Here is a 14,104-nt window from a genome sequence, read left to right on the forward strand (position 1 = left end):
TCTTTCAGTGATTAGTCGTTCTAGTACGGCTTGTCGTATCTTCACATCCCACCTCGTGGTGCGACGTTGACGGCGCTCGCAGCAGAGACCTCCGTGGACCACGAGAAGGGTGGGCGGAAGATGGCCGCCACGAAGAAGACCCCCACGAGCGGGCTCGCCGCTCGCCGGAACGCCGTCCGCCGCTACGCACTCGACGCCGTCCGCGCCGTCGCCGCCCGGCGGGCAGCGGCGCGCGGGGCGTCCGGCAGCGTCCGGCGGCCCATCGCAAGCGGGACGTCAGCCGGCGGACCGGACTCCCGCGGTGTCGCCCCCCGGGGAGCCGCCCTGCGCGGCCGCCCCGCGGGCGCGGTCACCGTCGCGGCGGGTGTGGCGCTCGCCCTGGCGGCGGGCCTGGCCGGATGCACCGGGTCGGACGAGGACACCGAGGGCGCGGCCGGTCCCAAGCGGGTCAAGGCGCCCAAGAGCGTCCTCCGCCTGATCGGCGACGGCTCGACCGCCTTCACCGGTGCCCAGCCGGGCCTCAAGAAACCGCAACGCCTCAAGCCGGGTGAGAAACCGCCCCAGTTCGTGGTGTTCTCCTGGGACGGCGCGGGAGAGGACAGCCAGAAGCTCTTCTCCCACTTCCGCAAGGTGGGCAAGCGGTACGGCGCGACGATGACGTACTTCCTCAGCGGCGTCTACCTGCTGCCGGAGGAGAAGGCCACACGGTACGTCCCGCCGGGCCACGCCCCCGGCCGGTCCGACATCGGCTTCAACGACACCGAGGGCATCCGCGCCACCGTGCGCGAGCTGCGGGGCGCCTGGCAGGAGGGCAACGAGATCGGCACCCACTTCAACGGCCACTTCTGCGGCCCGGAAAGCGGTGTCGGCACCTGGTCCGTCGAGGACTGGAAGAGCGAGATCTCCCAGGCCAAGTCCTTCGTGAAGAACTGGAAGACCAACTCCGGCCTGTCCACCGAGAAGCCGCTGCCGTTCGACTACGACAGGGAACTCATCGGTGCCCGCACCCCGTGCCTGGAAGGCCGGGACAACTTCGTACGGGCCGCGAGCCAGCTCGGCTGGCGGTACGACACCAGCGGCGTGAACGACCAGGTCTGGCCGGGCAAGGACGAGGGGCTGTGGGACCTCTCGCTCCAGATGATCCCCGTCCCCGGGCGGTCCTTCGAGACGCTGTCCATGGACTACAACTTCCTGGTCAACCAGTCGGGAACGACCAAGGGCGCGCCCTCCATGCACCAGTACTGGGGCAACCAGTTCCGTGACGGGATGCTCCAGGCCTTCGAGCGCGCGTACAACGGCAACCGCGCCCCCCTGATCATCGGCAACCACTTCGAGTCCTGGAACGGCGGCACCTACATGCGCGCCATCGAGGAGACGATCGCCCGCGTCTGCGTCCGCAGCGAGGTGCGGTGCGTGTCGTTCCGCCAGCTCGCCGACTGGCTGGACGCGCAGGACCCCGCCGTACTCGCCAAGCTGCGCACCCTCAAGGTCGGCGAGGCCCCCAAGGACGGTTGGCCGGCCTTCCTCGCGGCCCGCCCGGTCACCGCCGCCTCGCCGGCCCTCCCGGCCGGCCCGCCCGCCCGGCGTCAGGCGGGCTGAACGGCACCGAGCCCTTCACCGAGGACGAAGCCGGGGTCGACCTGCGCCGCCAGGTCGGCTCCCGTCTTCGCGTTGCCCCAGCTCTCGGCGTTCTTCAGGTGGAAGTGCACCATCTGGCGCGTGTAACGCTCCCAGTCGCGGTGCCGGTAGGAGTCGTCGGCGGCGTTCTGCAGGGACTGCAGTGCCATCCGGTTCTCGGCCTCGAGCAGCTCGAAGCGCGCCGGGCGGCCCTTCTCCATCGAGCGGACCCAGGGGGAGTGGCCGACCGTGACGAGCAGGTCGTCCCCGATCTCCTCGCGCAGGAAGTCGACGTCGTCCATGCCCTGCACCTTGTTGCCCACGACCCGCAGCGCGACGCCGAAGTCGCGCGCGTACTCCTTGTACTGCCGGTAGACGGAGACCCCCTTGCGGGTCGGCTCGGCGACCAGGAAGGTCATGTCGAACCGGGTGAACATCCCGGAGGCGAACGAGTCCGAACCGGCCGTCATGTCGACGACGACGTACTCCTCCTCCCCGTCGACCAGGTGGTTAAGGCACAGCTCCACCGCCCCGACCTTCGAGTGGTAGCAGGCCACTCCGAGGTCGGACTCGGTGAACGGCCCGGTCGCCATCAGCCTGATCTCACCGTCGTCCAGGTGCACGGGGCGGGCGCACGCCTCGTAGATCGGGTTGTCCTCGACGACGCGCAGCAGGCGGGACCCCTCGCCCGGCGGCGTCGTCTTGATCATCGTCTCGGCCGACGGGATGCGCGGGTTGGTGCCGCGCAGGTACTCCTTGATGAGCGGCAGGTGCGCGCCCATCGCCGGCAGCGAGGCCGCTGCCGTCTCGTCGAGGCCCAGCGCGGCCCCGAGGTGCTGGTTGATGTCGGCGTCCACCGCGAGGACGGGGACCTCGTTGGCGACCAGATGGCGGATGAAGAGGGAGGACAGCGTCGTCTTCCCACTGCCGCCCTTCCCTACGAAAGCGATCTTCATGTTCAGATAGCGTAGCGGTGTGTAGTGGGGTGGTCGCCGCACGTTGCCGTTATGTATGACGAAGGCCACTCCAAGGTGGGGCGCGGGTGGCGGGCGCGTAGCCTCGCTACCTATGAGTACGAATCCCGCTGACCCCCTGGTCGCGCTGGGGGCGCTGCCCGGTGTGCCCGATGCCGTGGACTCCGTTCGCAAGGCCGTCGACCGGGTCTACGGGCACCGCGTGATGCGGCGCCGTAGCACCGAGGTGACCTCGGAGGCGGCCCTGCGCGGCGCGCGTGCCTCCGCCGCCCTGTCGGGTGCCGACTGGGCCCTGGAGGAGGTGCGCCGACGTACCGACTTCGGCGGGGACGCCGAGGCGCGGACGGTGGGCGCCGCCCTGCGGCTGGGCGCGGAGGCGGGGCAGTTGCTGTCGATCTGGCGGCAGTCGCCGATGCGGGTACTGGCGCGGCTCCACCTGATCGCGGCGGGCGACCCCGAAGCCGTCGCCGGTACCGCGCCGGGCGCGCCGGCCCGAGTGGTGGCCGACGCGGTGGGGCGGCCGAGGCGGGACGGCGAGTCCGTCGACGAGCCCCTGATCGAGGCGCCGCTCCCGGGCGCGGACGAGGTGGCCGGCCGGCTCGAGGGGCTGGCGGACCTGATCGTCGCCGGCAGCGAGGCCCCGGCGCTGGTGACGGCCGCCGTGGTGCACGGTGAGCTGCTGGCGCTGCGGCCCTTCACCTCGTACAGCGGGCTGGTGGCACGCGCGGCCGAGCGGATCGTGCTGATCGGCAGCGGACTGGACCCCAAGGCCATCTGCCCGGCCGAGGTCGGGCACGCGGAGCAGGGGCGCGCGGCGTATGTCGCGGCGTTCGGGGGCTACCTCTCCGGTACGCCGGAAGGCATGGCCGCCTGGATCGCCCACTGCGGGCGGGCGGTGGAGCTGGGTGTCCGGGAGTCGACCGCGGTGTGCGAGGCGCTCCAGCGCGGAGCGGCGTAGGAAGCCGGGGCCTGCCCGCCGCTCACCGGCGGGCGCCCCGGCGGGGCGCGGTGGCCGGGGGGGCGTCCGTGGGCCGGATGTCACGTGGGCCGGGTGTCACAGGGTTGCGGCGGCACCGCCTGAGCGGTACCGCCGCCAACACGTCCACCGAGTTACCATGCGTCCTCGATATGTGCCCATCAGGCGGGGACTTTGCCCGACGCCTGGTGCGGCTGGCCCGTAATCGACGGGTCGACGTCGCGTGGGTGCTCAGCTTCCGTGCTGTTCGGTCCGTGGGGCCTTCTTGCTCAACAGGTGATCCTTTCGGATGTCCTCGGTCTCGCGGGCCGTTAAGTCCTTTGTACTCCCGTACGGGGGGATACGAAAGCCCTGCCTCCACTTTTTACCCGGGGGCCGGACGCCCACCGCCTCCCGCTTCCGACCCGCCGCCGGCGCCTTCCCCGCCCCGTGCGCGCGGGCGTCCGGGGACGGCACGCGGAGCCGCGAGGCGGTTGAGGGCGTGGTGTGCGGCAGGAGCGTCACGCCGGCTGACGGCGCCGGCTGGCGTACCAGACCAGCCCCGCCGTGGCCGCCGCCGCCGCGCCGAAGGCGGCGGCGGCCACGAGTGCGGGACGCGGCGGCATACGGAAGGCGGGCAGGCGCTGCTTCAGCCGGACCGGGCGGTTGAACAGGAGAACCGGCCAGTCGCGCACGGCCGCCTCCCGGCGCAGCGCGCGGTCCGGGTTCACCGCGTAGGGGTGGCCGACGGTCTCCAGCATCGGCAGGTCGGTGGCCGAGTCGCTGTACGCGTAGCAGCGGGAGAGGTCGTACCCCTCCGCCGCGGCCAGCTCCCGGATGGCCTCCGCCTTGGTGGGGCCGTAGGCGTAGTACTCGACCTCCCCGGTGAAGCAGCCGTCCTCGCCGACGACCATCCGTGTCGCCACGACCCGGTCGGCCCCGAGCAGTTCGCCGATGGGTTCGACGACCTCGGAGCCGGAGGTGGAGACGATCACGACGTCCCGGCCGGCGGCGTGGTGTTCCTCGATGAGGGACGCCGCCTCGTCGTAGATGATCGGGTCGATCAGGTCGTGCAGGGTCTCGGCGACCAGTTCCTTGACCTGCTGGACGTTCCAGCCCTTGCAGAGGGCGGAGAGGTACTCCCGCATCCGCTCCATCTGCTCGTGGTCGGCGCCGCCGGCCAGGAAGACGAACTGGATGTAGGCAGTCCGCAGTACGGCGCGGCGGTTGATCAGGCCGCCTTGGTAGAACGACTTGCTGAAGGTCAACGTCGATGACTTCGCAATGACCGTCTTGTCCAGGTCAAAGAAGGCTGCTGTGCGCGGCAAGGAGTGGTTTTCCACGTGCCCGAGCATAGGTGCCCGCCATTCGGCGTACGCTGGGGCGTGTGGGTTTGCCTGAGAAGGCTCTCGGGTACACCATGGAAGTCACGGATCGTTCGCGACCGTGCTAACCCGGTCCGGCTCCTCCCCCCCCGAGTCGGCCGGAGAGACGACCCCCGCTCTCCCCCCCGGCGGGGGTCGTCGCACGTCCGGACGCGTTTTCGTCCGTTTCCGACGGCTCTGATCGATCATTCCGTTCCCTCCCTCTTGTCGCGACGGCGGAACACTGCTGCCCCCTTTGCGTCACTCAGCGTAGCGGAAGCGCTGCTCTGGGGAAGTCGCTCGTATGGGCAATCGGGATATTCACAACCGGTGGGTTGTCCACAGTTTTAAGGCAAGATCCACTTCTTTTCCGGAAGTCGTTCACCGTGATTCCGGCTGCGAAGTCCGCGGAGGAGGGATTCCCGGTTCTCGTTGTCGCGTCACGGCGCGACGCGGAGCCCGGCGCGGACGCCGCCGGCCGTCGGCCGCCGCTCACCCTGGAGGCGCGGTGAGCGGCGGGAGAACACCGGAAAAGGGGAGGGAATCATGGCCGGATCCATCACGTCGGACCGGGTGGCGGAAGCCGGGAAGCGGCGGAGCGGACCGCTGATCGTGACCGAGGACGCCGAACTGCTCGACGACCTGCTGCGGTTGTGCGCCGCGGCCGGCGCGCACCCGCAGGTGCACCACACGCTGCCGGAGCACCGGACGAGCTGGGACGCCGCGCCGCTGGTCCTGGTCGGCGACGACGCGGCCGCCCGGTGCCGGGGCGCCACGCGCAGACGGGACGTCCTGCTCGTAGGGCGGGACCAGGACGATCCGGAAGTCTGGCGGCGGGCGGTGGAGATCGGCGCGGACCGCGTGCTGCGGCTCCCCGAGGCCGAGAGCTGGCTCGTCGACCGGATCGCCGACGTCGTCGAGGGAGCGGGGCGGCAGGCGCTGACCGTCGGGGTCCTCGCGGGCCGCGGGGGCGCCGGGGCGTCGACGCTCGCCTGCGCGCTGGCCGTCACGGCGGCGCGCGAGGGACGGCGGACGATGCTCGTGGACGCCGACCCGCTGGGCGGGGGACTGGACGTCCTGCTGGGCGGTGAGCAGGCCGAAGGGCTCCGATGGCCGGATCTCGCCGCGTCGAAGGGCCGGGTGGCGGGCGGGGCGCTGGAGGAGGCGCTGCCCTCGCCGCCCGGCCTGCCGGACCTGAAGGTCCTCAGCTGGGACCGGGGCGGCACCGTGGCGGTCCGGCCGGAGGCGATGCGTTCGGTGCTGGCCGCGGCGCGCAGACGCGGCGGTGTCGTGGTGGTGGACCTGCCGCGGCGCGTCGACGACGTCACGAGGGAGGCGTTGGCCCAACTGGACCTCGGACTGCTCGTGGTACCCGCCGAGCTGCGGGCCGTCGCCGGCGCCCAGCGGGTGGCCGCGACGGTGGGCACGGTGCTGCGCGAGCTGCGCGTGGTGGTGCGCGGGCCGTACGCCGCCGGCGTCGAGGACCCGTGGATCGCGCGGGTGCTGGGCCTGCCGCTGGTGGGTGAACTGCCCTTGGATCCCGGCCTCGTGGCGGCTTCCGACGCGGGTTCTCCGCCCGGCGCCGCCGCGCGCAGTCCGCTCGCCCGGTTCTGCGCGGCATTCTGGGAGCGGGCGCTGGCCGAGGAGGGCACGTCATGACGGCGGGGCTGCTGGAAGCCGTGCGGCAGCGCCTCGTGGAAAGCGGCGAGGACCCCACCCCGGCCGGTGTGGCGGCGGCGCTCCGGGCGCAGGGCCGGCTGCTGGGCGACGAGGAAGTGCTCGGCGCGGCACGGGACTTGCGGTGCGAACTGGTGGGCACGGGACCACTGGAGCCGCTGCTCGCCGATCCGGCCGTCACGGACGTGCTCGTGTCGGCCCCGGACCGGGTGTGGGTGGACCGGGGCGCGGGGCTGGAGCTGTCGGGCGTCGCGTTCCCGGACGCGGCTGCGGTCCGCAGGCTGGCGCAGCGCCTGGCGGCGGTCGCGGGCCGGCGACTGGACGACGCCCGGCCGTGGGTGGACGCGCGGTTGCCGGACGGCACGCGGATGCACGCGGTGCTGCCGCCGGTGGCGGTCGGCTCGACCTGCCTGTCGTTGCGGGTGGTGCGGCCGCGGGCGTTCTCGCCGGAGGAGCTGGCGGCGGCCGGGACGGTTCCGCCGGGCGGGGACCAGGTGCTCCGGGCGCTGGTCGAGGCGCGAGTGTCGTTCCTGGTCAGCGGTGGCACGGGGTCGGGGAAGACGACGCTGTTGTCGACATTGCTGGGGCTGGTGGGCGAACGGGAGCGGATCGTCCTGGCGGAGGACTCGGCCGAGTTGACGCCGGACCACCCGCACGTGGTGCGGCTGGAGGCCCGCCCGCCGAACCAGGAGGGCGCGGGCGAGGTGACGCTGCGGGACCTGGTGCGCCAGGCGCTGCGCATGCGGCCCGACCGGCTGGTGGTCGGCGAGGTGCGGGGCGCCGAGGTGACGGACCTGCTGGCCGCTCTGAACACCGGGCACGAGGGCGGTTGCGGGACCGTGCACGCCAACACCGCGGCCGATGTGCCGGCCCGCCTTGAGGCGTTGGGGACGGCCGCGGGGCTCGACCGGGCCGCGCTGCACAGCCAGGTGGCGGCGGGTCTGTCGGTGGTGGTCCACCTCGCCCGGGACAGGGCAGGGCGGCGCCGGGTCGCGGAGGCGCACGTCCTGGACCGGGACGCGCGGGGGCTGGTCGTCACGGTTCCCGCTCTGCGGTGGGGTCCCGACGGCTTTCGGCACGAGCGGGGCTGGGAGCGGCTCCGGCCGCTGATCGGGGGTGGGCGGTGGTGACGGGACAGCCGATGTACGCGGCGGTGTGCGCGGGTGCGGCGGCCTGGCTGGTGCTGGACCGGGAGCGGGGGCTGCGGCGGGCGCGGCTGCTCTTCGCGGGTGGTGGTGGGGCGCCGCCCTGGGACGCGGGGATGTGGCGGCGGCGTCTGCCGGCGGTGCGGGTGCGGCGGGAGTGGCTCTGCCTGGTGGTGGCGGCGGTCCTGGCGGTGGCGGCGAGGTCGGTGCTGCCACTGGTCGCGGGGGCGTGTGCCGTGCCGCTGGTGGGGCGACGGCTGAGGGCCGCGGCGCGGGCCCGGGAGCGGGAACGGCGCGCGGACGCGGTGATCGCCCTGTGCGGTGCGGTCGCCGGTGAGTTGCGCGCCGGTTGGCAGCCCCGGCAGGCGCTGTTCTGGGCGGCGCGCACGACCGGGGCGCTGGGCGGTGAGGAGGCGGCGGTCCTGGCGGCGGCGCGGTTCGGGGGTGACGTGCCGGAGGCGTTGCGGCGTGCGGCCCGGGAGGACGGCGCGGACGGGTTGGTGGGCCTGGCGGCCTGCTGGCAGGTGGCCGTGGACGGTGGGGCCGGCCTCGGGGCGGGCCTGGACCGGCTGGAGGGTGCGCTGCGGGAGCGGCGTGACCAGCGGGAACGGTTGCGAGCGCAGTTGGCTGGTGCCTGGGCGACGGTCGGCCTGCTGGCCGTGCTGCCGGTGGTGGCGCTCGCCATGGGCTGGGCGCTCGGCGCCGATCCGCTGCGGGTGCTGTTCCACACCCCGGCGGGCCTGGGCTGCCTGGTGGCCGGAGGGCTCCTGGAGACCGTTGGCCTGTGGTGGGCCGGGCGGGTCGTACGCGCCGGGGAGGAGCAGTGAGCGGGTCACTGGTCCACGGCGTGGGCGCGGTCGTGGCCCTGGTGGCCGGTGCGGTGTGGCCGGCCGGGGCGCTCGTCTCCCGGCACCGTGGGCACCGCGCCCGCCGGCGGGCCGCCGCGTTGCTGGGGACGCCGTACGGGCGGGGCAGGTCCCGGCGACCGAAGTGGTGGGTGCGGGTGCGGCGGTGGGCGGCGCCGGCGGGAGCGGCCCTCGGTGGCTGGGTCCTCGTCGGCGGAGTCGCGGGGTGCGCCGTGGGCATCGCCGCCGCGTACGGCGTGCGGAGGTGGCAGCGGCGGCCGGGGCCGGCCGGCGGTGAGGACGCCGACGCGGTGGCGCGGGAGCTTCCCCTGGCCGCGGACCTGCTCGCCGCGTGCCTGTCGGCCGGGGCCGGCCCGCGTGAGGCGGCACAGGCCGTCGGCGAGTCGCTGGGCGGAACGGTCGGCGACCGGCTGGCGGGGGCGGCGGCCGAACTGCGGCTGGGCGGCGAACCGGGCGAGGCGTGGGGCCGGCTCGGCGCGATACCGGGCGCCGGACCGCTGGCGCGCTGCCTGGAGCGGGCGAGTGCCTCGGGCGCTCCGGCCGCCGATGCGGTCACCCGGCTGGCGGCCGGGCTCCGCGCGGACCGGATGCGGCGGGCCACGGCCCGGGCGCAGCGGGCACAGGTGCTGATCACCGCTCCGGTGGGGCTGTGCTTCCTGCCCGCGTTCCTGGCGGTCGGCGTCGCGCCGGTGGTCATCGGGCTGGCGACCGAACTGTTGTGACGGATCGACGGATCGACATCTCAGGGGGTTGGTAATGGGAAACCGGATGCTGAGGACGCTGGCGGCCAGGGTGCGCCGGGGCGGGGCGCGCGGAGACGGGGGAATGACGACCGCCGAGTACGCGATGGGCACGCTCGCCGCGTGCGCCTTCGCGGCTGTGCTCTACAAGATCGTCACGAGCGATGTGGTGTCGGGCGGGTTGCAGTCGCTGATCGGGAGGGCGCTCGATGCCCAGTTCTGACGCCGGCGGTGACCGGGGGTCGGTGACCGCCGAGGCGGCCACCGCCCTGCCGGCGCTGGTGCTCTTCACGATGGCGCTCGTATGGGCGCTGGTGGCGGCCGCCGCACAGATCCAGTGCGTGGACGCGGCGCGCGCCGGGGCCCGGGCGGCGGCCCGCTCCGAGCCGCCCGCGCAGGCGGTGGCGGCGGCCCGCGAGGCCGCGCCGAGCGGCGCCCGCGTGGCGGTGGAGCGTGCCGGGGACCTGTGGCACGTCCGGGTGGAGGCGCCCACGCCCGGCCCCGGCTCCCTGCGGCTGACGCTGCGCGCGGAGGCGGCCGCCCTGGCCGAGGACACGGTGGGGGTGGAGCCGTGACCGGCCCGGCGGACGGTCCGGCCTCCGAAGGGCGGCCTGGCCCGGCCTCAAGGGGGCGCGCCGGGCCGGACCGGGGAGCGGCGACCGTGTGGGTGGCGATGGCCGCCACCGTGGTGTGCGCGGTGTTCGCGGCGGTCCTCGCCCTGGGGCAGGCCGTGACCGCCCGGCACCGCGCGGGCGGCGCCGCGGACCTGGCGGCGCTCGCCGCGGCGGACCGGGCGCTGTGGGGCGCGGCCGGCGCGTGCGGGGCGGCCGGCCGGGTGGCACGGGCGCAGGGCGCGGAGCTGGTGCGGTGCACGGTGCGCGGTGAGATCGCGGAGGTGGCCGCGCGGGCCCGGTTCGGGCCATACGCGCCCGTGGTCAGGGCGCGGGCGGGCCCTCCCCCGACGCCTGCGGGGCTCCCCGCAGCAGCTCGGTGAGGAGCCGGACGGCACCTCGCTTGTGCAGCGGGTCGTTGCCGTTGCCGCACTTGGGGGACTGGATGCAGGAGGGGCATCCCGCCTCGCACTCGCACGAGGCGATGGCGTCCCGGGTGGCGGTCAGCCACTCGCGCGCGGTGTGGAAGGCCCGCTCCGCGAACCCGGCGCCGCCCGGATGGCCGTCGTACACGAACACCGTCGGCAGCAGCGTGTCCGGGTGGAGCGGGACGGACACCCCGCCGATGTCCCAGCGGTCGCAGGTGGCGAAGAGCGGGAGCAGGCCGATGGAGGCGTGCTCGGCGGCGTGCAGGGCGCCACCCAGCTGCTCAGGGTTCACCCGGGCGGCGTCCAGCTGGTCCTCGGTGACGGTCCACCACACGGCGCGGGTGCGCAGGGTGCGCGGGGGCAGGTCGAGCTTCGTCTCGCCGAGCACCTCACCGGTGATCAGCCGGCGGCGGAGGAAGGAGACGACCTGGTTGGTGACCTCGACGGAGCCGAAGCACAGGCGGCCGTCGCCCCAGGGGATCTCGGTGTCGGTCTCCAGCACGGAGATGGCGGTGGTGTCGCGGGCGGTGGTGGAGTACGGCGGGGCGGCCTCCTCGACCAGGGCGACCGACTCCTTCAGGTCCAGCTGCCTGACCAGGTAGGTGCGGCCCATGTGGAGGTGGACGGCGCCCTCGTGGACGGCCGCGTGGGCGGCCGGCTCGTCGACGGTGCCGAGCAGCCGGCCGGTACCGGCTTCGACGATCCGGACGGGGCTGCCGCCCTCGCCCCGGATGTCGGCGAGGTCGGCGGCCCGTTCCCGGCGCGTCCAGTACCAGCCGGACGCCCGCCGCCGCAGCAGGCCGGCGGACTCCAGCTGGGGCAGCAGCTCCGGGACGGCCGGGCCGAACAGCGCCAGGTCGGGCTCCGTCAGCGGGATCTCCGCCGCCGCCGCGCACAGATGGGGGGCCAGCACGTACGGGTTGTCGGGGTCGAGCACGGTCGATTCCACCGGCTGGCGGAACAGCGCCTCCGGGTGGTGGACCAGGAAGGTGTCCAGCGGGTCGTCCCGGGCGACGAGCACCGCGAGGGCGCCCTGCCCGGAGCGTCCGGCACGGCCGGCCTGCTGCCACAGGGAGGCGCGCGTGCCCGGATAGCCGGCGATCACCACGGCGTCCAGGCCCGACACGTCGATGCCCAGCTCCAGGGCGGTCGTCGCGGCCAGTCCGAGGAGTTCACCCGAGTGCAGGGCGCGCTCCAGGGCCCGGCGCTCCTCGGGCAGGTAGCCGCCCCGGTAGGCGGCGACCCGCGCGGGCAGCGAGCGGTCGACCTCCGCGAGCCGCTCCTTCGCGATGACCGAGATCAGCTCGGCACCGCGCCGGGAGCGCACGAAGGCGACCGAGCGGACGCCCTGGACGGTCAGGTCCGTCAGGAGGTCGGCGGTCTCGGCCGTGGCGGTGCGGCGCACCGGGGCGCCCTGCTCGCCCTGGAGCTCGGTGAGCGGCGGCTCCCACAGGGCGAAGACCAGCTCCCCGCGCGGCGAGGCGTCGTCGGCGACCTCGTGCACGGGCAGGCCGGTCAGCCGCCCGGCCGCCACGGCGGGCTCGGCGGCGGTCGCGGAGGCGAGGAGGAACACCGGGGAGGAGCCGTACCGGGCGCAGACCCGGCGCAGGCGGCGCAGCACCTGGGCGACATGGGACCCGAAGACACCCCGGTAGGTGTGGCACTCGTCGATCACCACGTAGCGCAGGGAGCGCAGGAAGGAGGACCAGCGCGGATGGGAGGGGAGTATGCCCCGGTGGAGCATGTCGGGGTTGGTGAGGACGTAGTTGGCGTACTGGCGGACCCACTCGCGTTCCTCGACGGGCGTGTCGCCGTCGTACACGGCGGGCCGGATCCGGTTGCCGAGCGGGGCCGCGAGAGCCTTGACCGAGCGCCGCTGGTCGGCGGCGAGGGCCTTGGTGGGCGCGAGGTACAGCGCGGTCGTCCCGCGCCCGTTGGCCGCCTCGGAGCCGTCCAGCAGGGTGGACAGGACCGGCGCCAGATAGGCGAGGGACTTGCCGGAGGCGGTACCGGTGGCGATGACGACCGACTCGCCGTCCAGCGCGTGCTCCGCGGCGGCCGCCTGGTGGGCCCAGGGATGCTCGATACCCGCCGTATGGATGGCGTTGATCACTTCCGGGCGGATGCGATCGGGCCAGACGGCATGCCGACCCGCTCTTGGGGGCAGGTGCTCCGTATGAGTGATGCGCGCAGCCCGGTTCGCCCCTGCGGCGAGCCGGTCGAGGACCGTACCGGGGGAGGGGCGGGTGTCCCCGCTCTCGGGAGGTCGACTGGGGCGGTGATTCATGGCCATCGGCACCGAGTGTGTCACCGGCGTGACGGACAATGCTCCCAAGGCGTCGTGCATGGCTGCTGGTAAGTGATTGAATGCCATCGCGGCTGGCGATCCGTCCCCTGGCTCCGTCCGGAGAATCCGAGGGGCGACCGCTCGATAGCAAGGTGCTGGAGGATCCGTGGACCTGTCCCTGTCGACTCGCAATGTGTCCGGCCCTGGTGGCGACCGTACGGTCGTCGAGGTCGGTGGCGAGATTGATGTGTATACCGCGCCCAAGCTGCGCGAGCAGTTGGTCGAGTTGGTGAATGACGGCAGCTACCACCTGGTCGTCGACATGGAGGGTGTGGACTTCCTCGACTCGACCGGCCTCGGCGTGCTGGTGGGTGGCCTGAAGCGCGTGCGCGCGCATGAGGGATCGCTGCGCCTGGTCTGCAACCAGGAGCGCATTCTCAAGATCTTCCGAATCACCGGCCTGACCAAGGTGTTCCCGATCCACACCACGGTCGACGAGGCCGTCGCGGCCACCGACTGAGCCGGCTCGGCCGTACCGGCCGGTTCGGCTCCGGTTCCGGTCGCGGCCGGGGCCGGGTCGGACCCGTTCGGCCCAGTCGGCCGTCCGGCTTTCACCCCGCCCGGTCCGTGGCCGCCGGGTCCCTCGGGACCCGGCCCCCGGTACCGGCGGAAGGCCGTACACCCGCGGGCCGGGACGGCCGGTCACCGGCCGGTCGGCCGGGGCTTCGGGAGGAAGAGCAGGGTGCCGGGCTCCCAGCCCGGTTCCCTGAAGGCACGCTCGCACGTCCGAGGGGGACCGCATGGCCACCGTTGAACTCCGCTTCAGCGCCCAGCCCGAGCACGTCAGGACCGCCCGTCTCGTGGCGGCCGCCGTGGCGCGCCGGGCCGGGGTCGACGAAGCCGTGCTGGACGAGGTCAGGCTCGCCGTCGGTGAGGCGTGCTCCCGCGCCGTGGGGCTGCACCGCAGCAACCACGTGACCTCCCCGATCCGGGTCATGCTGACCGAGGAGGAGAAGACGTTCTCCATCGAGGTCGGCGACGAGGTCCCGGGCGCGGGCGTCGCGGCGGCCGATGCGGCCGGGGTGCCGGGCTCCCGCGAATCCGCGCCGGCGGAGGAGTTCGACGACGCCGAGGGGGAGGACGAGATGGGCCTCGCGGTGATCACCGGGCTCGTCGACGACGTCGAGGTGTCGGCGGGCGAGGCGGGCGGCGTCATCAGGATGACCTGGCCGACGAACCCCGCCGCCGTTCTGCCCTGACCCCACCCCAGCGAAATGGAAGGCCCTGCTGAGCAGGGCCTTTTTGTATTTTCTCGATCAACGCGCCCGGCGCCAATGGTCCAAAGTCATTACTGCTTTCGAGTGGATTTCGCGTACCGACCATTTGCCGACTGGCAAGCAAAGGTCAATTCTGTTCTACGGCGCTCTGTTTTGATCAGGT

The 14,104-nt window shown here is 73.8% G+C and carries 14 protein-coding genes; 11 read left to right on the forward strand and 3 right to left on the reverse strand.

Going from position 1 to position 14,104, the window contains the following annotated elements:
- Positions 1–120: 120 nt before the first annotated feature.
- Positions 121–1,599: a polysaccharide deacetylase family protein gene (locus IE109_RS07750; RefSeq protein ID WP_229890721.1), complete on the forward strand. Its 1,479-nt coding sequence runs from the start codon at positions 121–123 to the stop codon at positions 1,597–1,599.
- Here the strand turns inward: IE109_RS07750 and IE109_RS07755 are convergent.
- A complete protein-coding gene (locus tag IE109_RS07755; RefSeq protein ID WP_189549988.1) occupies positions 1,587–2,573 on the reverse strand; it encodes an ATP-binding protein in 987 nt (328 codons plus the stop codon). The two genes, IE109_RS07750 and IE109_RS07755, sit on opposite strands and share 13 nt — an antisense overlap.
- A gap of 112 nt (positions 2,574–2,685) precedes the next feature.
- Here IE109_RS07755 and IE109_RS07760 point away from each other — a divergent pair, with 112 nt between their 5' ends.
- A complete protein-coding gene (locus IE109_RS07760) occupies positions 2,686–3,549 on the forward strand; it encodes a Fic family protein (RefSeq protein WP_189549989.1) in 864 nt (287 codons plus the stop codon).
- Between the two features lie 518 nt (positions 3,550–4,067).
- Here the strand turns inward: IE109_RS07760 and IE109_RS07765 are convergent.
- Positions 4,068–4,901 carry an HAD family hydrolase gene (locus IE109_RS07765; protein ID WP_189549990.1) on the reverse strand — a complete coding sequence of 278 codons (834 nt, stop codon included), beginning with the start codon at positions 4,899–4,901 and terminating at the stop codon, positions 4,068–4,070.
- A 555-nt stretch (positions 4,902–5,456) separates the two neighbouring features.
- On the opposite strand from IE109_RS07765, the gene ssd reads away from it, so the two are divergent.
- From ssd to IE109_RS33050, 7 genes are all read left to right on the forward strand, one after another.
- On the forward strand, positions 5,457–6,569 hold the full coding sequence (ssd, locus tag IE109_RS07770; RefSeq protein ID WP_189549991.1) for a septum site-determining protein Ssd: 1,113 nt from the start codon (positions 5,457–5,459) through the stop codon (positions 6,567–6,569).
- Positions 6,566–7,717 carry a TadA family conjugal transfer-associated ATPase gene (locus IE109_RS07775; protein ID WP_189549992.1) on the forward strand — a complete coding sequence of 384 codons (1,152 nt, stop codon included), beginning with the start codon at positions 6,566–6,568 and terminating at the stop codon, positions 7,715–7,717. Before ssd ends, IE109_RS07775 begins: the two co-directional genes overlap by 4 nt.
- An 11-nt stretch (positions 7,718–7,728) precedes the next feature.
- Positions 7,729–8,559, forward strand: coding sequence for a type II secretion system F family protein (locus tag IE109_RS07780; protein ID WP_189550129.1), 831 nt, complete (start codon positions 7,729–7,731; stop codon positions 8,557–8,559).
- The gene (locus IE109_RS07785; protein ID WP_189549993.1) at positions 8,556–9,320 is read left to right on the forward strand and encodes a type II secretion system F family protein; all 765 of its coding nucleotides are present in this window, start codon (positions 8,556–8,558) and stop codon (positions 9,318–9,320) included. The genes IE109_RS07780 and IE109_RS07785 overlap by 4 nt, the downstream gene beginning before the upstream one ends.
- A 103-nt stretch (positions 9,321–9,423) precedes the next feature.
- A complete protein-coding gene (locus tag IE109_RS07790; RefSeq protein ID WP_373297653.1) occupies positions 9,424–9,561 on the forward strand; it encodes a DUF4244 domain-containing protein in 138 nt (45 codons plus the stop codon).
- A complete protein-coding gene (locus tag IE109_RS33045; RefSeq protein ID WP_229890723.1) occupies positions 9,548–9,913 on the forward strand; it encodes a TadE family type IV pilus minor pilin in 366 nt (121 codons plus the stop codon). Before IE109_RS07790 ends, IE109_RS33045 begins: the two co-directional genes overlap by 14 nt.
- Positions 9,914–9,999: 86 nt before the next feature.
- Positions 10,000–10,332 carry an Rv3654c family TadE-like protein gene (locus IE109_RS33050; protein WP_229890725.1) on the forward strand — a complete coding sequence of 111 codons (333 nt, stop codon included), beginning with the start codon at positions 10,000–10,002 and terminating at the stop codon, positions 10,330–10,332.
- On the opposite strand, the gene sftH is transcribed toward IE109_RS33050, so the two are convergent.
- Positions 10,274–12,751: a DEAD/DEAH box helicase gene (gene sftH / locus IE109_RS07800; RefSeq protein WP_189549996.1), complete on the reverse strand. Its 2,478-nt coding sequence runs from the start codon at positions 12,749–12,751 to the stop codon at positions 10,274–10,276. The two genes, IE109_RS33050 and sftH, sit on opposite strands and share 59 nt — an antisense overlap.
- A 79-nt stretch (positions 12,752–12,830) precedes the next feature.
- Here sftH and IE109_RS07805 point away from each other — a divergent pair, with 79 nt between their 5' ends.
- Both IE109_RS07805 and IE109_RS07810 read left to right on the forward strand, forming a co-directional pair.
- Positions 12,831–13,184, forward strand: coding sequence for an STAS domain-containing protein (locus IE109_RS07805; protein ID WP_003967428.1), 354 nt, complete (start codon positions 12,831–12,833; stop codon positions 13,182–13,184).
- A 280-nt stretch (positions 13,185–13,464) separates the two neighbouring features.
- A complete protein-coding gene (locus tag IE109_RS07810; RefSeq protein WP_189549997.1) occupies positions 13,465–13,923 on the forward strand; it encodes an ATP-binding protein in 459 nt (152 codons plus the stop codon).
- Positions 13,924–14,104: the final 181 nt, after the last annotated feature.

Source organism: Streptomyces lavendofoliae (assembly GCF_014649735.1).
Lineage (GTDB): Bacteria > Actinomycetota > Actinomycetes > Streptomycetales > Streptomycetaceae > Streptomyces > Streptomyces lavendofoliae.